This window comes from Thalassospira alkalitolerans (assembly GCF_002115745.1).
Taxonomy (GTDB): domain Bacteria; phylum Pseudomonadota; class Alphaproteobacteria; order Rhodospirillales; family Thalassospiraceae; genus Thalassospira; species Thalassospira alkalitolerans.
Genome location: NZ_JFKB01000006.1, coordinates 121,569 through 141,949 on the forward strand (window position 1 = coordinate 121,569; position 20,381 = coordinate 141,949).

At 54.5% G+C, this 20,381-nt stretch carries 17 protein-coding genes; 11 read left to right on the forward strand and 6 right to left on the reverse strand.

Annotation, left to right across the window (positions count from 1 at the left end; translation table 11 throughout):
* Positions 1 to 85: 85 nt before the first annotated feature.
* Together TALK_RS10240 and hemN are read left to right on the forward strand one after the other, a co-directional pair.
* Positions 86 to 622, forward strand: coding sequence for an HIT domain-containing protein (locus TALK_RS10240; RefSeq protein ID WP_245829827.1), 537 nt, complete (start codon positions 86 to 88; stop codon positions 620 to 622).
* A gap of 93 nt (positions 623 to 715) precedes the next feature.
* On the forward strand, positions 716 to 2,071 hold the full coding sequence (gene hemN, locus TALK_RS10245) for an oxygen-independent coproporphyrinogen III oxidase (protein WP_085618488.1): 1,356 nt from the start codon (positions 716 to 718) through the stop codon (positions 2,069 to 2,071).
* 153 nt (positions 2,072 to 2,224) lie between these two features.
* On the opposite strand, the gene TALK_RS10250 is transcribed toward hemN, so the two are convergent.
* Together TALK_RS10250 and TALK_RS10255 are read right to left on the reverse strand one after the other, a co-directional pair.
* Positions 2,225 to 3,160 (reverse strand): EamA family transporter, encoded by a 936-nt coding sequence (locus tag TALK_RS10250; protein WP_085618822.1) that lies wholly within the window; start codon positions 3,158 to 3,160, stop codon positions 2,225 to 2,227.
* Positions 3,161 to 3,276: 116 nt separating this feature from the next.
* Positions 3,277 to 4,458 (reverse strand): MFS transporter, encoded by a 1,182-nt coding sequence (locus TALK_RS10255; RefSeq protein WP_085618490.1) that lies wholly within the window; start codon positions 4,456 to 4,458, stop codon positions 3,277 to 3,279.
* 157 nt (positions 4,459 to 4,615) lie between these two features.
* On the opposite strand from TALK_RS10255, the gene TALK_RS10260 reads away from it, so the two are divergent.
* The gene (locus TALK_RS10260; protein ID WP_085618824.1) at positions 4,616 to 5,542 is read left to right on the forward strand and encodes a LysR family transcriptional regulator; all 927 of its coding nucleotides are present in this window, start codon (positions 4,616 to 4,618) and stop codon (positions 5,540 to 5,542) included.
* An 18-nt stretch (positions 5,543 to 5,560) separates the two neighbouring features.
* On the opposite strand, the gene TALK_RS10265 is transcribed toward TALK_RS10260, so the two are convergent.
* Positions 5,561 to 6,556, reverse strand: a complete 996-nt coding sequence (locus TALK_RS10265; protein WP_085618492.1) for a mitochondrial fission ELM1 family protein — start codon at positions 6,554 to 6,556, stop codon at positions 5,561 to 5,563.
* A gap of 225 nt (positions 6,557 to 6,781) precedes the next feature.
* Here TALK_RS10265 and TALK_RS10270 point away from each other — a divergent pair, with 225 nt between their 5' ends.
* The 7 genes from TALK_RS10270 to TALK_RS10300 all read left to right on the forward strand — a co-directional run bounded on the left by TALK_RS10270 (position 6,782) and on the right by TALK_RS10300 (position 16,083).
* Entirely contained in the window at positions 6,782 to 8,788 is a 2,007-nt protein-coding gene (locus TALK_RS10270) for a sensor histidine kinase (protein WP_085618494.1), read from the forward strand.
* A 55-nt stretch (positions 8,789 to 8,843) separates the two neighbouring features.
* Positions 8,844 to 10,199, forward strand: a complete 1,356-nt coding sequence (locus tag TALK_RS10275; RefSeq protein WP_085618496.1) for a sigma-54-dependent transcriptional regulator — start codon at positions 8,844 to 8,846, stop codon at positions 10,197 to 10,199.
* A gap of 587 nt (positions 10,200 to 10,786) precedes the next feature.
* Positions 10,787 to 11,782 carry a TRAP transporter substrate-binding protein gene (locus TALK_RS10280; protein ID WP_085618498.1) on the forward strand — a complete coding sequence of 332 codons (996 nt, stop codon included), beginning with the start codon at positions 10,787 to 10,789 and terminating at the stop codon, positions 11,780 to 11,782.
* Positions 11,783 to 11,822: 40 nt separating this feature from the next.
* A complete protein-coding gene (locus TALK_RS10285) occupies positions 11,823 to 12,398 on the forward strand; it encodes a TRAP transporter small permease (RefSeq protein WP_085618500.1) in 576 nt (191 codons plus the stop codon).
* Between the two features lie 23 nt (positions 12,399 to 12,421).
* Positions 12,422 to 13,831 (forward strand): TRAP transporter large permease, encoded by a 1,410-nt coding sequence (locus tag TALK_RS10290; RefSeq protein ID WP_085618502.1) that lies wholly within the window; start codon positions 12,422 to 12,424, stop codon positions 13,829 to 13,831.
* A 425-nt stretch (positions 13,832 to 14,256) separates the two neighbouring features.
* Positions 14,257 to 15,546: a multidrug effflux MFS transporter gene (locus tag TALK_RS10295; protein WP_169714997.1), complete on the forward strand. Its 1,290-nt coding sequence runs from the start codon at positions 14,257 to 14,259 to the stop codon at positions 15,544 to 15,546.
* A 27-nt stretch (positions 15,547 to 15,573) separates the two neighbouring features.
* The gene (locus TALK_RS10300; protein ID WP_085618507.1) at positions 15,574 to 16,083 is read left to right on the forward strand and encodes a DinB family protein; all 510 of its coding nucleotides are present in this window, start codon (positions 15,574 to 15,576) and stop codon (positions 16,081 to 16,083) included.
* 26 nt (positions 16,084 to 16,109) lie between these two features.
* On the opposite strand, the gene TALK_RS10305 is transcribed toward TALK_RS10300, so the two are convergent.
* The 3 genes from TALK_RS10305 to TALK_RS10315 form a co-directional block, all read right to left on the reverse strand.
* A complete protein-coding gene (locus TALK_RS10305; RefSeq protein WP_085618509.1) occupies positions 16,110 to 16,895 on the reverse strand; it encodes an enoyl-CoA hydratase/isomerase family protein in 786 nt (261 codons plus the stop codon).
* Positions 16,896 to 17,031: 136 nt separating this feature from the next.
* The gene (locus TALK_RS10310) at positions 17,032 to 18,765 is read right to left on the reverse strand and encodes a SulP family inorganic anion transporter (protein ID WP_085618511.1); all 1,734 of its coding nucleotides are present in this window, start codon (positions 18,763 to 18,765) and stop codon (positions 17,032 to 17,034) included.
* A gap of 129 nt (positions 18,766 to 18,894) precedes the next feature.
* Positions 18,895 to 19,161 carry a helix-turn-helix domain-containing protein gene (locus tag TALK_RS10315; RefSeq protein WP_085618513.1) on the reverse strand — a complete coding sequence of 89 codons (267 nt, stop codon included), beginning with the start codon at positions 19,159 to 19,161 and terminating at the stop codon, positions 18,895 to 18,897.
* Positions 19,162 to 19,421: 260 nt separating this feature from the next.
* Here TALK_RS10315 and TALK_RS10320 point away from each other — a divergent pair, with 260 nt between their 5' ends.
* Positions 19,422 to 20,111 (forward strand): orotate phosphoribosyltransferase, encoded by a 690-nt coding sequence (locus TALK_RS10320; protein WP_085618515.1) that lies wholly within the window; start codon positions 19,422 to 19,424, stop codon positions 20,109 to 20,111.
* The last annotated feature ends 270 nt before the right edge of the window (positions 20,112 to 20,381 follow it).

A 20,381-nucleotide genomic window follows, 5' to 3' on the forward strand; every position in this document is an offset into this window, starting at 1 on the left:
AAACACCTGAAATCGCAAGGAACGCATCTGGAACAATTGCTTAGGGATTATGTTCAGGTTTTCAGACACCGCGACTGCCGTCACGATGACATACAGTACCGCCCGCTTGGAACGCGCGACAAGCCAAAGCGTTCCGGCTATAACCATCGAATTGATTTCAACGTTCCAATATAATGCCACCGACGAGGCCCCCATGACCGAAACATTCCAGCTTCATCCCCAATTGGCCGCCGATACAACCATCGTCACCGATGGCCCGTTGTCCCACGTCCTGTTGATGAATGATGCACGCTATCCTTGGCTGATCCTCGTGCCAAAACGTGCCAATCTGGTCGATTACGATGATCTGAGTGCCGATGAACGCAAAATCCTTGGTGATGAATGTGCTGCTGTATCATCGGCCCTGAAACGTCGGTTCAAGGCCCATAAAACCAATGTTGCCATGCTGGGCAATATGGTTCCGCAATTACATTGCCACGTTGTTGCACGCTTTACCGATGACGCGGCATGGCCCGGTCCGATCTGGGGTGTTGGCAACGCTGAACCCTATGACGAAGACGCCGGTCAGGAACGTCTGGCGATCTTGCGTGCAGACCTGATTTCAGCGTTTAAGCACCTGTGATCATACACCTTGGCCGACCTTGACGCATATCAAGGCAGGTGACTTTGGAATAATGCAAAAGACGGACAGAACAAAATTTTCGGGATGTCCGTCATGCAACTCGCCCTTTACGAAAAATACGATCTGCGGCTGCCGCGCTATACAAGCTATCCCACAGCACCGCATTTCAACACCGCCGTAAACGGCAAGGTTTTCGAAGGCTGGCTGGGCGACCTTGATCCCGCGCAACCGCTATCGCTGTATCTGCATATTCCATGGTGTCAGGAAATGTGCTGGTTCTGCGGTTGCAACACCAAAATCACCAAACAATATGAGCCCGTGGGAAAATTCGTCCATGCCCTGCGCATGGAAATCGCAAGCCTTCTATCAAAGCTTGATCCCGCCCATCGGTTCAAAGTTTCCCATATCCATTTTGGCGGTGGCAGCCCTACGGCCCTTACCGCCGATGACCTGCGCGCCATCATGGGCGATCTGACGGATCGTCTTGATATCCTTGATGACGCCGAAGTCGCCCTTGAAATGGACCCGCGCACCGCGACCCCGGACTTTATCGATGCGATGGCCGAATGCGGCTTTACCCGTGCCAGCATTGGCATTCAGGATTTCAACCCGTTTGTCCAACGTGCGGTCAACCGCGTGCAATCCTTTGAATTGGTAAAAGGCGTTATTGAACATCTGCGCTGGCACAAAATCTCCGGCATCAATGTTGATTTGATGTATGGCCTGCCGTTTCAGACCGTCGCCAGCATCATCGAAACCGTTGACCAGACCGTAACTTTGAACCCCGACCGGTTATCGGTATTTGGCTACGCCCATGTGCCATGGATGAAAAAGCATCAGAACCTGATCCCGACCGAGGCCCTGCCCGATACGGCTGCGCGCTGGGCGCAATACGAAACCATCCAGAACCGCCTGACCAGCCACGGCTATACCGCCATCGGCCTTGATCATTTCGCACGCGATGACGACGACATGGCCATCGCCCTTCAAAACGGTCTGTTGCACCGGAATTTTCAGGGATACACCACCGACCGCGCCGAAGCCCTGATCGGGTTTGGCCCGTCGGCGATTTCATCCCTGCCACAGGGCTATGCCCAAAATGACCCCGCCCTTGCCCGTTGGCAGCGCGCGGTTGAAGCCGGAGCATGTGCCATTGAAAAGGGTGTGGCGGTTAACCCCGAAGATCGCCTGCGCCGCGACATCATCAACGAATTAATGTGCAGCCTGACGGTTGATCTGGGCTCAATCTGTGCCGATCACGGCATTTCGGCCGACCGTTTTGCCCCGGAACTTGATCGCATTCGCGCCATGACCAATGATGGCATCGTCGAAGTTAACGGCACAAACATCACGTTAACCAATAGTGGCCGACCCTTGGTTCGGGCAGTATGTGCCGCGTTTGACACCTATCTTGATCATGCCCATGGGCGCCATTCTCAGGCGGTCTAAACATCTGATCAAAATAGGAAAGTATCGACGGGTCGGAAATCCCGACCCGTCGCATTTGAATCAAAAACAGACATCTTTTCTGCGCAGCCATATAACTTCAAGCAACTGCCCTGATAACCGCGATCAGCACCGATAGCTCCGCATCCGGCCTAATCAGGCCGATTTGCGCACCGTCAAAATAACAATCCCGGTAATCACAACCAATCCACCCGCCATTTGGGCCGGACTGATCATTTGGTCCAGCACCACCCAGCCAAACAGCAAGGTGGCAATCGGTTCCATATTCATCACCGACGCATTTCGCGCCATATTAAGGCGCGGCACCGAGATAAACAGGACCGAAAAAGCACCACCATACAGCAGCACCAATGCACCAAGCCCGAACCAGCCGGGCATGGCAGACGGTAATGCCATCCCGCCCGGGACCAGTTCGGCAAAACCGGCAATGATCATGGATACGAAAACGATCAGCATGGTGAACATGCTGCGCACAGATCCGCGCATGACCGAAAGTTTGTGATCAGTCACCCAAAGGGCCACGGCAAAGGACGTTGCCGCCCCCATCGCAAAGCCGATCCCCTGCCACCAGTTCGTACCGATATCGCCATCCATTGCCAAAACGCCGGGCACATCAAGCGCCAGGACAAGTCCGGATAGAATGAACAACATCAACGCCGCCGATTTCAATGTCGGTCGCGCCCCTCCCAACCCCCAGGTCAATAACGCCAGAATGATCGGGAAACTGTTTGCTGTCAAAAGGGCAAGAGCAACCGGAATGCGCGCCACCGCCGAATAAAGGCACAGGCTTTGAATAGTGACCAGAATCCCCAGCAGCACTTGCCATTTACGACTTCCGGCCGGAAGTCGGATCGTTTGGCGTTGCCAGATGACAAGCGCAATCAGGATTGCCAGCGCCACGCCCGAACGGCACAGGATCGCCAAAAGCAATCCGGTGCCGTTTTCAAACGCCAACCGCGCGGCCACATGGTTCCCCCCAAAGGAACAGGCAACTGTAACAAGGATCAAAACCGCAATCTGGCGTGGGAAATGTGCAGGAGCAACAGCAGGTTGGTCAGTCGAAACAGACATATCAAAACCGGTTTTGTGGAATGAACGATCAGAAAACGCCAGAAAGACAATAAAAACAAGCCTTTCAGGGCCGGGCGCTGCATACAGCACAGCCGATGCAACGCCCCGATTTCCTTTTATGCGGCCTGCGGGACGGCGATTGACCGGCGATCAAGCACACCGCTGATCATGGTCAAACCAACCGCCAAGGCAACAAGAAGGGCCGCAACCCACGGTGTTGCCGACAGGCCAAGCGACGATGAAACCACCAATCCACCAACCCATGCACCAATCGCAATGCCAAGATTAAATGCCGCAATGTTAAGCGCCGATGCCACATCCACCCCGCCCGGGCGATGCAATTTCGCCAATTGCACGACATAAAGCTGAAGCCCCGGCACATTGGCAAATTGCAGGAAGCCAAGGACAGCCAGCGTCCCCACAGCAAGCACCGGCGAAACAGCCGTAAAGGTAAAGATAAGCAGCGTGATCGCCTGCAAGACAAACAGCACGGTCAATGCCCGCACCGGATTGCGATCAGCAATTCGACCCCCGACAAGGTTCCCCGCCGCAATCGCCAAACCATAAAACACAAGGATCAGGCTGACAGCGGATTCACTAAACCCGGTAATGTCCTGCAAAACGGCTGACAGATACGTAAAGGTGACAAACGTACCGCCATATCCAAACGCCGTCATGCCAAAGACCAACAACAAACGGCCACTGCCCAGCACCCGCACCTGATCAAGCAGGCGTGCCGGTTCGGAACGGCTTAAATTCGATGGCAACAAAACCGCAATCGCACCAAAGGCAATCACGCCAAGCATCGCCACGCCCCAGAACGTCGCCCGCCAACCAAACATCTGGCCAATGAATGTGCCCAACGGCACACCGGTCACAATCGCAACTGTCAATCCCATGAACATCATGGCAATTGCCGATGCCCGGCGGTTTTCCGGCACCAGATCAGCCGCAATTGTCGCCCCGATCGAGAAAAACACACCATGGGCAAAGGCCGAAATCACCCGTGCAACCAGTAACATTTCATAAGTCGGGCTGAGTGCTGCGGCACTGTTACCGATCACAAACAACCCCATCAGGCCCAGCATCAAAGTCTTGCGATGCATCCGCCCGGTAAGGGCGGTTAAAACCGGCGCGCCAAATGTCACCCCAAGGGCGTAAACACTAACAATCAGCCCCGCCATCGGCAGACTGACAGAAAGATCATTTGCCACAGTCGGCAACAAACCGACGACAACAAACTCCGTCGTGCCGATCGCATAGGCCGCGATCGTCAACGCAAATAAAGCAAGCGGCATTTCAATTCTCCGGCCCGCAAGCCAACGGGCTACGGGCAATAAAGGTTGGGGCCATTGACCCCGTTGATTGCCGCCCACTATGCCGATCAAAGGCTTGCACGATAATCCAGATTGCGCGACAAATGCTTTTGAATTGAATTCAAAGCCGGAGGATCAGTTGGATAATCGTGCAGGGGAAATGGACGCCTTCATCCGCGTGGCCGAACTCAAAAGCTTTTCCGCCGCCGGGCGGAAACTGCATTTGTCGCCATCCGCTGTCAGCAAGCTGGTCACCCGGATCGAAGACCGATTGGCGACCCGGCTTTTGGTGCGATCCACCCGTGGTCTGCAATTAACCCCCGAAGGCGAAATGTATCTGCTACGTGCCCAGCGCGTACTTGATGAAATCGATGATGCCGAACGTGCGGTTGCCAGCGGTGGCAAAGCCGCCCCGCGCGGGCGATTGCGCGTCAACGCATCGATTGCGTTCGGGATCATGTATGTCCAACCGCTCATCCCGGCTTTTCTGGAACGCTATCCCGAGGTCGAGCTTGATTTTTCCCTGACCGACGGGATCATCGATTTGCTTGAAGAACGGGCCGATATTGCCATCCGGTCCGGATCACTGCCCGATTCATCACTTAAGGCGCGCAAACTGATCAAAAGCAACCGCATGATCGTTGCCGCCCCTGACTATGTGGCAAAACATGGCCTGCCGACACATCCCGATCAAATGGCGGACCATAATTGCCTGCAGTTCAACTTTCCGATGCCGATGAATGAATGGCCGTTTCGCAATCCCGAAACCGGCGAACGGTTTGGTCGCACCGTATCTGGCAATTTTCAATGTGATAACGGCCCAACAATGCGCCGCCTGTGTCTTTCAGGGCTTGGCATGGCACGGCTTGGCCGGTTTCATGTTCTGGCCGATATCAAAGCCGGGGCACTGGTTGAAATCCTGCCCGACTGGAACCCGCTGGATGAACAACTGATCCACGCCATGTTCGCCGGTCACGAACATCTTGCCGCACGTATTCGTGCCTTCATCGATTTTCTGGTCGATCACATTGATCCACTGGGCAACGGAATCAGAATGCCGCAATAACCCAATCAGAAAAGTAGATTACGAAACCGGGGAACTCAGCAACTCCAAACACCGCTGCGCAACCATCCGGGCTGGTTGCAATGACGGGTGTTTGAACGGAACGATTTCCGTTTTGGCCAAAAGCGGCCTTGCGTAATCGCCATCATAAAGCGCCTGATGCAGGCGTTGATGACGCTGGCTTGCCAGCCCGTCCGGGGCATAGATATAAACTCCGCCCGGTGCCGCGGCGGCCTCGCAACACATCGAAACGGAATCGGCTGTCACGATGATCATGTCGGCAAGCGCCAGATAACCAAAATACGGATTTTCCGCATCCGAGCTCCAGTCATGCAGATGATAAGCAACACCTGAACTGCCAAGCATTTGCGCAATGATTTCTTCGTTCTGCGGCCCGGTCCGGCGGCTTGTCGTCACCAAAAGACTGCCATCGACGGCCTTGGTCGCCTCAATCGCGCGCCCGGTAACCTCACGTGCCATATCGGCGGTAAAGACTGCGTTTTTGGTGTTTCCGCCAATGATCAGGGCAACACGCGGCGACGGCAATCCCTTGAAATGCGGGCGCCAGTTATCGGCCTCGATCAAAAGACGGGTTTCTGTTACCCGATGCGGCGCGCCGGGAATTTCCAGAATATTGTCGCGCGGCGGCATCCGATCATGTGCCGGAACGGCAATCAGGTCAAACGCCCTCTCGCCGCCATCGGGCCGCATAATCTGGCACAATCGTGTGTGGCCCTGGCTTTGCTTTTTGATCCAGCGCGCAACCGGTGCGGTCCGTCGCCCCGCCGCAATCACAAGATCGGGCCAGGGCGCGACAAGACGGGTACGCGATGCAACATCAACCCCCAAAAGGCTTGCCTGGCGAAGGGCATTGGGCAATCTGGCAAATTTGGTATAGCCGACATCAATCCGTTTAAACGGCTGCGCCAATGCTTCGGCCACGCCGATGGCCTGATTAACGTTACCGGCCCGGTCATCGGCCAGAACCCAGATCAGATGTGCATCATCGTCGCTCATGTAGGATTGCATCCTTGTCGGACTATTGGGGCTGAACATGCTGCGCGAAACTTTAAACCGTCATTTCCGGGAAAATGGTTGTCGCAATGTCCATTTCCTGATTGGTACAGACAGTCCGCGCTTTTATCAAGCACCTGACAGGGACAACGCTTTTTCGACTATGCTTTGTTACCGTTATGTCATCATAATGGGCCGATATAATTTAAAAAAATGGTCTGACAGGAAATGCTCAAGACATCAATATCGGCAAAACGCAGTGCCCGGCTGGTTCTGGCCGGAATGCTGATATTGTTACCTGTAACCGTATGGTTGACGACCGAATTATGGCGCGAAACCCGTCTGGTCGAAATCACCGAGGACGGCCGCAACAAGCTGGAACTGTATCAATCAAACCTTCAGGGTGCGATCAAGGAACATGAATACCTGCCAATCACGCTTGCCAGTGACAAACGCATCCTTGATCTGGCACAGCGCGCCAGCCCCGCAGACGCCGCTGCGGTCAATATTTATCTGGAAAAACTCGCCGACGATAGCGGCGCATCCGATATCTATTTCATGGATCGCAACGGCACGACCATCGCGGCAAGCAACTGGAACAGCGACGCATCCTTTGTCGGACGCAATTTTGCCTTTCGCCCCTATTTCAAACAGGCCGAGGCAGGACTGACCGGACATTACTTTGCCTTTGGCATCACATCGAATGTCCCGGGGTATTATATTTCGCATCCGGTGCGCCCGAACGGGGCCGATTTCGAAGGTGCGATGGTGGTTAAAACCCATCTGGAAACACTGGTTCAACGCTGGGCACGCGGCAACGAGAACGTTCTGGTCACCGATGAAAACGGCATTGTGATCATCACATCACGCCCGGAATGGCGTTTTCGCGATCTGGCGGGAATCCCGCCATCAATCCGGCCTGAATTGATGGCATCGCGCAAATATGGCAACTACCCGCTTGACCCGATGCCGGTTCATCAAGGCGCCTGGCCCGATGATGATACCCTTGGCATCCTGTCGCTGGCGTCAAGCGAAACCGCACCATCCGAGGGGCTGATTTCAGATGCGCCCGCGAACAAAAACGCCCAACACACCGAAAAAACCAAAAGCAATCCCAAACCCTATCTCGTCACCCGAAGCACCCTGCCCCGCCAGGGCTGGAAGATTTACCTTCTGACGGACAAGGCCGTGTTGGATCAATCGATCCTGACGGCGGGATTTATTGGCGGGGCGATGCATATCATCGTCATGGGGACGATCTTTGTCTTGTTGCAACGCCGCCGTGCCATGCTGGAACAGATTGAAATCCGCGACTGGTCACAACGCGAACTGGAACGCCAGGTCCGCCTGCGCACCGCCGATTTGATGAGCACCAACCTTCGTCTTGCCGAAGAAATCAGCGAACGCCGCCGCACCGAAGACGCCCTGCGTACGGCACAGGCCGAACTGGTACAAGCAGGCAAGCTTGCCGCTCTTGGCCAAATGTCGGCCGGTATTGCCCATGAAATCAACCAACCCCTGACCGCCATTCGAAGCTATGCCGACAATGCCCTGAAATTCATTTCGCGCGGCAATAACGAAACCGCCAGCCGCAATCTGGGCCGGATTTCCGAACTGACCGAACGCATGGGACGGATCACCAACCACCTGAAAACCTTTGCGCGTCGTCCCAAACACGATACTCACCCGGTCGACATCACCGAACCGCTGCAAAAGGTCATCGACCTTTTGCGCGAAACAGGCCGCGCCGGTCTTGCCGAACTTGATTATCAAGCCGTTGAAAACCTGCCGCTGGTCACGGCCGAGGAAAACCAACTTGAACAGGTATTCTTAAATATCCTGAGCAACGCAGCCGATGCCTGCCGCGACGAGGAATGCCCGACAGTCGGTATCGCAATTGCCGAAAAGGGAAACCGCATTCTGGTAAAAATATCGGATAACGGGCCCGGCATCCTGCCCGAAAACCTGCCGCAACTTTTCGATCCTTTCTTTACGACCAAACCGTTTGGGGACGGGCTTGGGCTGGGTCTTTCGATCTGTTACGGCATCATGCGCAGTTTTGGCGGCACAATACGTGCGGAAAACCGCCCGGCGGGCGGCGCCTGCTTTACGATCGAACTACGATGTGCGCAACGGACCGGCGGCAAAACGCCTACATCGATCTCGACGGCGCCTGATACGCCTGATACAACGGGCACCGAAACCACCGCAATCGCAAGCGGGGAACGGATCTGACGGCACATCGCATGATTGCCCCCTGATCCGCACAAGGATCAAAAGGGGAAGCTCGTTGAACAACTCAGCCCATTGCGTTCTTTTTGTCGATGACGATGAAGATGTGCGGGAAGCCGCACAACAAACGCTGGAACTTGCCGATATCATCGTCGAATGCCACAGCGAAGCCGGATCGGCACTTGACCGCATCCGCCGTGGATGGCCGGGCGTGCTTGTTTCCGATATCCGGATGCCGCGCATGGATGGCATGGAATTGTTATCACAAGTCCGTAAAATCGAACCGGAAATGCCAGTCATCCTTGTTACCGGTCATGGGGATGTTGCCACCGCCGTCCGGGCAATGCGCGACGGCGCCTTTGATTTCATCGAAAAACCCTTTTCGCCCGATCATTTTGTCGATGTTGCTCGCCGTGCCATGGCGCACCGGCAGCTAATCCTTGAAAACCGGACCTTAAAGGCCGAACTTGCCCGCCACAGCAAGGAAGTCTCTGGCCTGATCGGGCGCACCCCGGCGATGGAAAAGCTGCGCACCCTGATCGGCAACATCGCCGCAACCGATGCACATGTCCTGATCAATGGCGAAACCGGTTCAGGCAAAGAAGTCGTTGCCCGCACCCTGCACGAAGCATCCGGTCGCAAGGGCCCGTTTGTTGCCGTCAATTGCGGCGCCATGCCCGAAAATCTGATTGAATCCGAACTCTTCGGCCACGAAGCCGGTGCCTTCACGGGCGCAGAAAACAAACGTATCGGCAAGTTCGAATTCGCCGACAAGGGCACCATGTTCCTTGATGAAATTGAAAGCATGCCGCTATCGCTTCAGGTGAAATTGCTCCGTGTCTTGCAAGAACGCGCACTGGAACGGCTTGGCTCGAACAAATTACAGCCTATTGATTTACGCGTTGTTGCCGCGACCAAGGTCGACCTGCGCGATGCATCATCACGCGGTGCCTTCCGCGAAGATCTGTATTACCGTTTAAATGTCGTGCAATTGCATATCCCGCCACTGCGCGATCGCAAGGATGACATCCCGCTTTTGTTCCAGCATTTCATGAAACAGGCTCAGGAACGGTTCGGTCGCGAATTTGCCCCGCTCAATGGTAGCGAAATCGCCCGCCTCACCGGCCATGACTGGCCGGGCAATGTTCGTGAACTTCGCAATGCCGCCGAACGCCGGGTTTTGGGGCTTGATCCCTTTGCCGGGGACAGTGCGCAAACCATCGAACATGTGGCGTCCCTGCCCCAACAGGTCGAAGCCTTCGAAAAGGGCATCATCAACGAAGCCCTGCGCCAACATGGCGGTCATGTAACGGCGACCGTCAACGCGCTCGGCGTTCCGCGAAAAACATTTTACGACAAACTGGCCAAATACGGCATCGTCCCGGCCGAATTTCGCAGCAAGACCGATAGCTAGCGCCATTACACGCCCGACCCGCGATCACGGCGACCATGAAATACGTGACCAACGGCTCTAATATCTGGTCTGCTTGCTGATCTGGTGTCGACTCTGGCCTCGGTGCGGGCCTGTGCCCGTGCCTTTTACTTGGTCACCGCCCCGAAGTTCGCAGCACCCGATGTTAATCCCGGTCCGGGCTCAGGCAACGCGCGGCGACACCCCCCGGTTTCTGACCGCCCTGGCATGAATATCACGCCCTTGACCGCCGATTATTTCCCGCATTGGTCATACCACGATAGCAGCAGAAACAGCACAGACGCCGCAATAGATGAAAATAATTGAATTTTCAACTTGAGATATTGTGCGGAAGACCGCACATTCGCAGGGAAGGTTGTGCGGTAAAGATAACAAAAATAAGAGCTTACGCTGCACCGCACCATGCTAATGAAAACTGCAAACTGCTGATATTCCTTATAGTAATAGCAGCTATGCAGAACTGGCCCGGCAATTGCAGTGTTGCACCCCAGCGCCAAACGGCGACGAAAATGACGCCGATAACTGGCGCGCTACCGGGAAACCGCACAAAGCTTATAGGGAGACTCTTGATGCGTCCAATTACCAAAAAACTTCTTGCTGCCAGCGTTGCAATGGCCGCAGTTCTTGGAATGACCAATGCCGCTTCGGCGCAGGTTGTTGTCAAATACGCACACGTTGTTGCTCCGAACACCCCAAAGGGCCAGGGCGCTGAATTCTTCAAGAAGCGCGCCGAAGAACTTCTGGGCGACAAAGTTCAGGTCGAAATCTATCCGAACTCGCAGCTGTTTGATGATGACAAAGTTCTGGCCGCTATCCTGCGTGGCGATGTCCAGTTCGGCGCACCGTCCCTTGCCAAATTCGGCAAATGGACCAAAAAACTTCAGATTTATGATCTTCCGTTCCTGTTCAAGGACATGGACGCCGTTTCCTGCTTCCAGAATGGAGACAGTGGTCAGGAACTTCTGAATTCCATGAATGGCAAAGGTCTGACTGGTGTTGGTTACTGGCATAACGGCCTGAAACAGCTTTCAGCCAACAAGCCGCTGCGTATGCCTACTGATGCTGCGGGCCTGAAATTCCGTATTCAGTCGTCGGATGTGATCGCAGCCCAGTTCGAAGCTGTTAACGCCGTTCCGCAGAAAATGGCCTTCGCCGAAACCTATTCCGCTCTTCAGACCGGCGTTGTTGACGGTCAGGAAAACACCTGGTCGAACATCTATTCGAAGAAATTCTTCGAAGTTCAGGATTACATCACCGAGTCCAACCACGGCCTGCTCGACTATATGGTCGTGACCTCGACCAAATGGTGGGAAGGTCTTGATCCGGAAATCCGTGATGGCCTGGCACAGGCTATGAAAGAATCCACCGATTACGCAAACGGCCTTGCTGCCGACCTGATCTCTGAACAGCGCCAGGCCGTGATCGATTCCGGTGAAACTGAAATCCTGCAACTGTCGGGCGACGAATTCAAAGCTTGGCAGGGTGCAATGAAACCGGTTTGGGATCAGTTCTCGGGTGAAATCGGTCAGAACCTGATCGATGCTGCCGCGGCCTGTAACTCGTAATCACGTCTGACGTTATTTCCTGGAAAAGGACCGTTCCAAGATGATCTCAACGGTCGTTAACCGGCTGGAGGAGGGCATTATTGCCCTCCTGCTCGCCGCTATGACAACGCTAACCTTCATCAATGTGGTCATGCGTTATATCTTCAATTCCGGCCTGACCTGGGCACTGGAAACCACCGAATTTATTTTCGCCTGGCTGATCTTGTTTGGCATGTCATACGGCGTAAAGATCGGGTCGCATATCGGGGTTGATGCCCTTGTGCGCCTGTTCCCCAACAAGGTACAGCGCGCTATTGGCCTTCTCGTGGTTTGTTCCGGGTTGCTTTATTCCTACTGGCTCATTCGGGGTGGCTGGGAACTGGTGACTTTCAACCACATGCTGGAAATGGAAGCCGAAGACAGCCCGGTCATGCTGTGGTTCGTTTATCTGATCATGCCGGTTGGCGGTGCCCTTTTGGCATTCCGTTTGGCACAGGTCGGCTGGCGTATCATCACGGGCCAACAAACTGGCTTTAATTTGGCCGACGAAGCCCGCGAAGCCATAGACCAGCTGGCGCATACGAATACCCCAGACGGCGAAAACGCCGCCCCCACCAACAAACAACAGACGCCGTAAGCGCCGCAGGGGAACACTAGATTATGACGATTGCATTTCTGTTCATTCTGCTGTTCGGGATGATGGCGCTGGGCGCACCAATTGCGATTTCGCTGGGTGTCTCATCGCTGGCCACGATCCTTTTATTCGGGACCGACAGCCTGCCGACATTAACTGAAAAACTGTTCGGCGGGATGGAACATTACACCCTTCTGGCCATTCCGTATTTCATTCTGGCATCGGCCTTTTTATCGACCGGCGGTGTGGCGCGACGCCTGATCCGCTTTGCTGTTGATACAGTTGGCTGGTTCCCGGGCGGCCTTGCCATGGCATCGGTTCTGGCCTGTATGCTGTTTGCGGCGGTATCGGGTTCCAGCCCGGCAACCGTTGTTGCCATTGGTTCAATCGTGATTGCCGGTATGGTCAAATCAGGCTACCCGCAAAGCTTTGCCGCCGGTGTGATTTGTAACGCCGGAACATTAGGCATCCTGATCCCGCCATCGATTGTGATGGTGGTCTATGCCGCCGCGACCGAGGTTTCTGTTGGCCGTATGTTCCTGGCCGGGGTGATACCGGGTCTTATGATCGGTGTTATGCTGATGACCGCGATCTATATCGTGGCCCGCATCAAAAACCTGCCAAGCCAACCAAAACCGTCGCTTGGTGAATGGTCAAGTGCGCTGCTGTCGGCATCGGGTGGCCTGTTGCTGGTGGCACTGATCATGGGCGGTATCTATGGCGGGGTCTTCACCCCGACCGAAGCCGCCGCCGTTGCCGCCTTCTATGCCATGTTTGTTGCCGTGTTGTTTTACCGCGATATGGGCCCGATCAAGGATCAGTCCTGGATTCCGGCAACCGGCAATCCCGGCATTGGTGGTCTGATCGCCTATAACGTTCCGAAAATGGTCAAGGCGCTGGCGCTGGTACCCTTTGACAAAGACGTCCGTCACGTCCTGCTTGAGGCAGGCAAAGTCACGATCATGCTGATGTTCATCATTGCCAATGCAATGCTGTTCGCCCATGTCCTGACCACCGAACGCATTCCTCATACCATTGCAGAAACCATCACCGGATGGGGCCTGCCGGCATGGGGCTTCCTGATTGTGGTGAACATTGTTCTGCTGATTGCCGGTAACTTTATGGAACCGTCCGCAATCCTTTTGATCATGGCCCCGATCCTGTTCCCGATTGCCATGAAGCTTGGCATCGATCCGATCCATCTTGGCATCATCATGGTCGTCAACATGGAAATCGGCATGATCACGCCACCGGTTGGATTGAACCTGTTTGTCACATCGGGGATAACAGGGATGCCGTTGCTTAAGGTCGTCAAAGCCGCCTTCCCATGGCTTCTGATCTTGCTGGTCTTCCTGGTGATTATTACCTATATCCCGGCGATTTCCACCTGGCTGCCCAACAGCCTGATGGGCCCGGAAAGGATCCTGAACCGCTAGGCTCAGATTTCCAAAACCCGATCAATTCCAGACCGACAAAAACGGCACCCCATCGCGGGTGCCGTTTTCTTTTGGTTCTTCAAATGGTTACACGCATGGCTGATATTCGACCCCATATATCCGTCACGCTGGAAAAAACAGAATTTCCGTGAATAATAGAACAACTTGAATCGTTTCAGACAGCAATCCGCCCGGCCCGTTACAAGCCCGCGCCCCAGCAATGGCGTGGCGATCCAATTGCCGCCACTACCATACAATGACCAGAACAGAACACTCCGCCCTATCCGACCTTATAGACAAAGGCAGTGATGCCCCCCATTCTGTCATTGCGTAATTGGTGCCTTAAAAAGGCAGCGGGGAAAAGACAACGGAAAACCGGACAGATCGCACCCCACCTGCCACCCAAAGAAACGGAACGAAAGTTTATGGCAAATATCGATGCCAGCGCCCCGATCAATACACAGCGTCTTGCAATCCTGCTTGCCGCATTGATCGCAACCGCGCCCTTTGCAATTGACACCTATCTGCCTGCCATCCCGGCCATGGCAGCCGATTTTGGTGCCCCCACCCACAATGTCGAAGTTTCCATCAGCACCTTCCTGATCGGCTTTGCATTGGGCCAATTGATTGGCGGGCCACTTTCGGATCGTGTCGGGCGGCGTCCCATCGCCCTGATCGGATTGGTGATCTATATTATCTGCAGTGCGATCATCATCGGCGTCGACAGTGCGATATCGCTTAACGTCATGCGCTTTATTCAGGCCATTGGCGGCGGGTTTGCCCTGGTGATTGTCGGGGCATCGGTCCGCGATCTGTTTGATGGCAAAGAGGCCGCGCGCATGTTTGCCCTGATTGCGGTGATCATGATGATTGCGCCACTGGTCGCGCCAACCGTCGGATCGGCGTTATTGGTCTATTTCCAATGGCAGGCGATTTTCGTCCTGCTGGTGATCTATGGCAGCATCATGTTGGTGGTGGTTTGGTTCAAGCTGCCTGAAACAACCAAACTGCGCCCGCGTTATGCCGGCCCGGCACGCCGTATCTGGTGGACCTATCTGGAAGTTTTCAAAACCCGCAAGGCGGTTGGCTTCATGCTGGCCCATACCGGGGCCAGCGCGGTAATGTTCAGTTTCCTGACCGACAGCCCGTTCATGTATATCGACTTTTTCGGCGTTTCGCCCAGCCAGTTCCCCTATCTGTTTGGCGCCAATGTTGTGGTCATTGTCATTTGTAACCGGCTGAACAATCCAATGCTGAAACGCATGGAATGCCATCAAATTCTGGCGATTGGTACGGGCATTCAACTGGCAGCGGTGATCGGGCTGTTTATCGCGGTCAACCTGTTTGAACCATCACTTTATGCCGTAGTGCCGCTGGTGATGGTCGCCGTTGGCATGATCGGCCTGACCGCGCCCAACGCCACCGCATCCTTTATGCAATTTTTCCCGCATATCGGGGGGACCGCAACGGCATTGATGGGTACCATCCAATTCGCAACCGGTGCGATGGCGGGTATGATCATTGGTCAGGTCCATGATGGCAGCCTTCTGCCCGTCACGGCATCAATGCTGGCATTTGGTGTTTTCGCCAATATTATGGTTCACTTCGTAGCCGAGGCAAAGCAGATCGAACAGCCCGCCCCCGCGCACTATGACGATGACAGCAACGACAACCGCAACAACAACAGTGACACCGTCACGACCCGTGCCGATTAATCCCCGCCAAACAGGAGCCCCACCAAAATGGCAAAGATGAATTTCAATGATTACGGCCGCGCGATGGCCCGCTACAATACTTGGCAGAACGGTGTTTTGTTCGGCCTTTGCGAACAGATTGGCGATACGGAACGTCGCCATGACCGTGGCATGTTTTTCGGGTCAATCCACGGAACGCTGAACCATCTGCTTTATATCGATCTGCGCATCTTGGGCATCCTTCAAACCGGGCAGGCGGAACCCTATGATGCATGCACCATCGTTGCCGATGATTTCGGAACGCTGGTGAAAATGCGCGCTGAAACCGACACCGCAATTGCCACCTTTGTCGATGACAATGATCATAGCTGGCAGGATGAAATCCGCGAATTGACAGGGCTTGATGGCATCACACGTAAATTGCCCCGCCAGCTGTTTTTAATGCAGCTGTTCAATCATCAAACCCATCACAGATCACAAATCACCAGCGAACTGCACAAAATGGGCCTTGATTACGGCATTACGGATGTCCCGCTGACGCCAGATTTGCCTATCTGATCCGAAAGGGTTACGGGGGATTGCCCCTATTTCCCCTGAAACACCGCTTTGCGCTTTTCCAAAAAGGCGGTGTAACCTTCCTTGAAATCGGCACTATCGAATGCGCGATATCCTTCGTCGAATTCCTTGGCCCCGATTGAACCACCTTCTTTCAGGCGATTAATCAATTTCTTATGCAGGCGTTGGGTGATCGGTGCCCCGCCTGCAATGCGGTTTGCGGTCGTTTTAATTTCGGCCTCGAACGCATCAAGCGGAACATGGCGGGCGATAAAGCCGATTTCTCGCGCCCGCTCGGGACCAAAAACTTGTCCTTCCAGCAGAATTTCAAACAAGGCCGCCTCACCTAAAAGATCCAGCATGATTTGCAATTCCGGGTATCCCAACGTCGCGCCAAGCTTCATCGGCGGTACAGCAAATTTCGCATTATCGGCCGCAATCCGTAAATCACAGGCCGCTGCCAACACAAATGACGCCCCGATACACGGCCCGTCAATTGCGGCAATCACCGGATGCTGGCAAACCTCGATCGCCTGCAATGCCTCAGCGTGCAACATGCCGTAATCGCGGGCCTTGGCAAAACCGTCGCGTTCGCGCACGAATTCATGAATATCGGCACCAGCCCCAAAACCAACCCTGCCGCCACCGCGAATAACCACGCACCGAAGCGCATTATCCCGGCCAAGATCATCGGTAATCCGCGCCAATTCGCCCCACATCGGTTTGGTCAGGGCGTTTTTGCGGTCCGGCTGGGAAATGGTGATGGTCGCAATGCCGCCATCGATATCAACGACAAGTCCGGTTTCCAGCGACATGGCAATACCTTTCAGCTTAATTCGGTAAAGCTATACCTATTAAACCCAAAACCGGATTTTGCCAAGCTCGGACAAAGGCTTGGCGGTAAATGAAATCCGGAACGCCGGTAATTTTTCAATGAAAACAACCCGCAAACTATGATCGCGTAGCAGCCAGCGAAAGTTCGGCTCGAAGTCGCCCCACCGCCTTTTCGATATCAGGTTCATAATGCACCAGGGGCGGTTTGATGCCATGGGCAAACAATTCACGCCTGACATCATGCGATGTTCCGGTCAAGATTACCCGCACCCCGCGCCCATCGGCCTTTGACGCCAGACTGGCAAGGGTATTTGCCGCCGTTGAATCCAGAAAGGGTACGGCAGCAAAATCAACAATCAGGGCACGATGGGTATCCGCGATCCGATCCAGAACCGATCCGATGGATGCCGCCGCCCCGAAAAAGAACACACCCGAAATCCTGTAAACCATAATATCGGGGTCGGTCACCGGCCCGATATCTGATGCTGCGGCCGCCCTGCCCATAACATCCGCCTGATCCTCGGCCACAAACGGCGTATGGGTGGCAATCGCGGTGGTTTTTGACATGCGCTGAATGAACAAAACCGACCCCAGCGCAAAACCAACCACAATCGCCTCAAGCAAATCGCGAAAGATCGTCAAAAGGAAGGTCGCCATCAAAACCGCCGCATCCCCGCGCGAGGCCCGCATCAATGTGGCAAAGGCATGCTTTTCAATCATGTTCCACGCCACAACTGCCAACACCCCGGCCAGACAAGCCAGCGGGATAAAGCTTGCCAATGGTGCGGCAATCAAAATGAATGCCAACAGAAACAGCGCATGAAGAATGCCTGCAACCGGCCCATGGGCGCCGGCGCGAATATTGGTCGCAGTGCGTGCAATCGTGCCGGTAACGCAAATACCGCCAAATAACCCCGATGCCATATTGGCAACCCCTTGGGCCACCAATTCGCAATTGGACCGATGGCGTCGCCCGGTCATACCATCGGCAACAACCGCGGATAAAAGCGATTCAATCGCGCCCAATAACGCAAAGGCAATCGCATTGGGCAAAACCGCCTGAACTTTGGCCATCGTGAATGCGGGCAAGGTCGGCATTGGGAAACTGCTGGGGATGCCGCCAAACACACTGCCAATGGTTGATACCGGCAACCCGAACAATGCGGTCACCACCGCCGTTCCGACCACCGCCATCAACATCCCCGGCCAATGCGGACGAACCCGTTTAAGCCCGACAATCACAAGGATCGTCACCCCTGATAGCATCACCGTTACCGGATCAAACCCTGGCAAAGCGGCCCAAATCATCGGGAACTTTTCCAGGATCGGTCCCGGCTCTGGCCCCGACAACGTCAACCCTAGCAAATCTTTGATCTGACTGGAAAAAATGACCACGGCAATACCAGCGGTAAAACCGACAGTCACCGGATAAGGAATGAACTTGATATAAGTACCAAGCTTAAGCCCACCGATAGCCATCAGGATCAAACCCGATATCATCGTTGCAATGATCAACCCGTCCAGCCCATGCGCCTGCACCGTTCCCGCGACCAGAACGATAAACGCCCCCGCCGGGCCGCCAATCTGAAACCGGCTGCCGCCCAAAAGCGATACCAAAATACCGCCAATGACAGCGGTATACAGCCCCTGCGCTGGCGACACCCCCGATGCAATCGCAATCGCCATGGATAATGGCAGAGCAACAATCGCCACGGTCAATCCGGCAATCGCATCCGCACGCAATTGTGCAAGTCCATATCCCTCGCGCAATACCGTGACCAGTTTCGGGGTAAACAATTCGACATATCCGGGTTCGGATACTCGATTGATTTCACTCGTTGCAGTTTTCATTATTTCCGGCGGCCTCGTGACAAGGCGGCGGGATCGTCGGCATCAGTCGGCGGTCGCCGTCGCAAAATTATGTTGCGGTCCTAATCCTTCACCCGGTCCGGTCGATCCGGTCGGTAAAGATAACAGGGATTACAGGAACGGTTTCACATCGGATTCCTTCAAACGCACACCACGCCCGATGGCGACGCTGGGCACGTTATCACCAATCAGTTCAATCCCCGCCCGGTCAAGCGCCTCGACCACTTTGGCAAGGGTATCGATCACGCCGCGCACATTGCCTTTGCTGGCTTCCATCCGTTGAATGGTTGGCACAGAAACCCCGGACATTTCCGCCAGTGTTTTCTGATCAATGCCCAGCAACGCACGCGCTGCCCGCATTTGTCCTGCGGTGATCATCAAAAAGATCCTTTATGTGAAGATATCCAAACCCTAACAAAACACATCTAAACATGCAACAATGATATTTCAGATATCAATTATGCCATTTTAAATCGGCCTTCTGGTGCAATTGCATTCCCCATTATCACGATAAAATCAGGGCTAATATCCCCGAACAGCCAATCCTGACCAAACGGACAGCGGCTTTTCTTTGCGCTTTGTGCCCAAAAACGCTAAGAGGTGGCCAAATATTCGATCCGGAAAAGGGTATAGCCGCCATGACCAACGAGATTTCGACCACGCATTGTTCTTATGCTGCCAAAACCGTCGCAAAGATCCTGCTCGATATCGGGGCCGTGAATTTCCGCCCGCAAGAGGCCTATATCCTGACCTCAGGCTGGGCAAGCCCGGTCTATATCGATTGCCGCAAACTGATTTCCTTCCCGCGTGCACGCCGCAAGGTCATGGAACTCGCCGCCCGTCAGGTTTCTGACAAAGCCGGCTACGAAGCCTTTGACGCGGTTGCAGGTGGTGAAACCGCTGGCATCCCCTATTCCGCATGGCTGGCCGATGTTTTGGACCTGCCGATGCAATATGTCCGCAAAAAGCCCAAGGGCTTTGGCCGCAAGGCCCGGATCGAGGGTGACATCCACGAAGGCCAACGCGTTCTTCTGGTCGAAGACCTTGCCACCGACGGTGCCTCAAAGGTCAATTTCGTCAATGCCATCCGCGACGCCGGTGCCGAATGCAAACATGCCTTTGTTGTCTTTTTCTATGGTGTGTTCCCCAATGCGCTTGAAGAACTGAAAAAAGACGATATCGAGCTGCATTATCTGGCAACCTGGGCCGATATCCTAGCCGTTGCCGAAGAAGGAAAATACTTCCCCAAAGAAGCCATCGAAGGCGTGCGGTCATTCCTGAGCGACCCGGTCGCATGGTCCAAGGCCAATGGCGGCAAGCACGACTAGCTCTTTGCCCGTGAACAAATTTCAGACGCCCGTCGGGAAACCGGCGGGCGTTTTGCGTTCCGCCAACTCTCATCCGACCTTATTGTAGGCATCGCCAGCAACAAGAAGAAAACAGCAAAGAAAAATCATGCTGATCTGAAACACTGCTGCCCTACTTGTGTGGTTATCGCAGCGGGTCGGAGCCATACTTTCCGCCTGCTTTCTGCAAGGAAACTTATCGCAAACAAAGACTATGCTTTCGACCAGAACATATCCCTTCCTACCCTTAAG

What these genes read in the sequence shown, in the direction of transcription:
- TALK_RS10285 (WP_085618500.1), top strand. Translation starts at nt 11,823, where the DNA reads ATGATCTCAACGGTCGTTAACCGGCTGGAGGAGGGCATTATTGCCCTC.
- TALK_RS10270 (WP_085618494.1), top strand. Translation starts at nt 6,782, where the DNA reads ATGCTCAAGACATCAATATCGGCAAAACGCAGTGCCCGGCTGGTTCTG.
- TALK_RS10255 (WP_085618490.1), bottom strand. Translation starts at nt 4,458, where the DNA reads ATGCCGCTTGCTTTATTTGCGTTGACGATCGCGGCCTATGCGATCGGC.
- TALK_RS10310 (WP_085618511.1), bottom strand. Translation starts at nt 18,765, where the DNA reads ATGAAAACTGCAACGAGTGAAATCAATCGAGTATCCGAACCCGGATAT.
- TALK_RS10280 (WP_085618498.1), top strand. Translation starts at nt 10,787, where the DNA reads ATGCGTCCAATTACCAAAAAACTTCTTGCTGCCAGCGTTGCAATGGCC.
- TALK_RS10300 (WP_085618507.1), top strand. Translation starts at nt 15,574, where the DNA reads ATGGCAAAGATGAATTTCAATGATTACGGCCGCGCGATGGCCCGCTAC.
- TALK_RS10265 (WP_085618492.1), bottom strand. Translation starts at nt 6,556, where the DNA reads ATGAGCGACGATGATGCACATCTGATCTGGGTTCTGGCCGATGACCGG.
- hemN (WP_085618488.1), top strand. Translation starts at nt 716, where the DNA reads ATGCAACTCGCCCTTTACGAAAAATACGATCTGCGGCTGCCGCGCTAT.
- TALK_RS10320 (WP_085618515.1), top strand. Translation starts at nt 19,422, where the DNA reads ATGACCAACGAGATTTCGACCACGCATTGTTCTTATGCTGCCAAAACC.
- TALK_RS10295 (WP_169714997.1), top strand. Translation starts at nt 14,257, where the DNA reads ATGGCAAATATCGATGCCAGCGCCCCGATCAATACACAGCGTCTTGCA.
- TALK_RS10305 (WP_085618509.1), bottom strand. Translation starts at nt 16,895, where the DNA reads ATGTCGCTGGAAACCGGACTTGTCGTTGATATCGATGGCGGCATTGCG.
- TALK_RS10240 (WP_245829827.1), top strand. Translation starts at nt 86, where the DNA reads ATGACATACAGTACCGCCCGCTTGGAACGCGCGACAAGCCAAAGCGTT.
- TALK_RS10250 (WP_085618822.1), bottom strand. Translation starts at nt 3,160, where the DNA reads ATGTCTGTTTCGACTGACCAACCTGCTGTTGCTCCTGCACATTTCCCA.
- TALK_RS10290 (WP_085618502.1), top strand. Translation starts at nt 12,422, where the DNA reads ATGACGATTGCATTTCTGTTCATTCTGCTGTTCGGGATGATGGCGCTG.
- TALK_RS10315 (WP_085618513.1), bottom strand. Translation starts at nt 19,161, where the DNA reads ATGATCACCGCAGGACAAATGCGGGCAGCGCGTGCGTTGCTGGGCATT.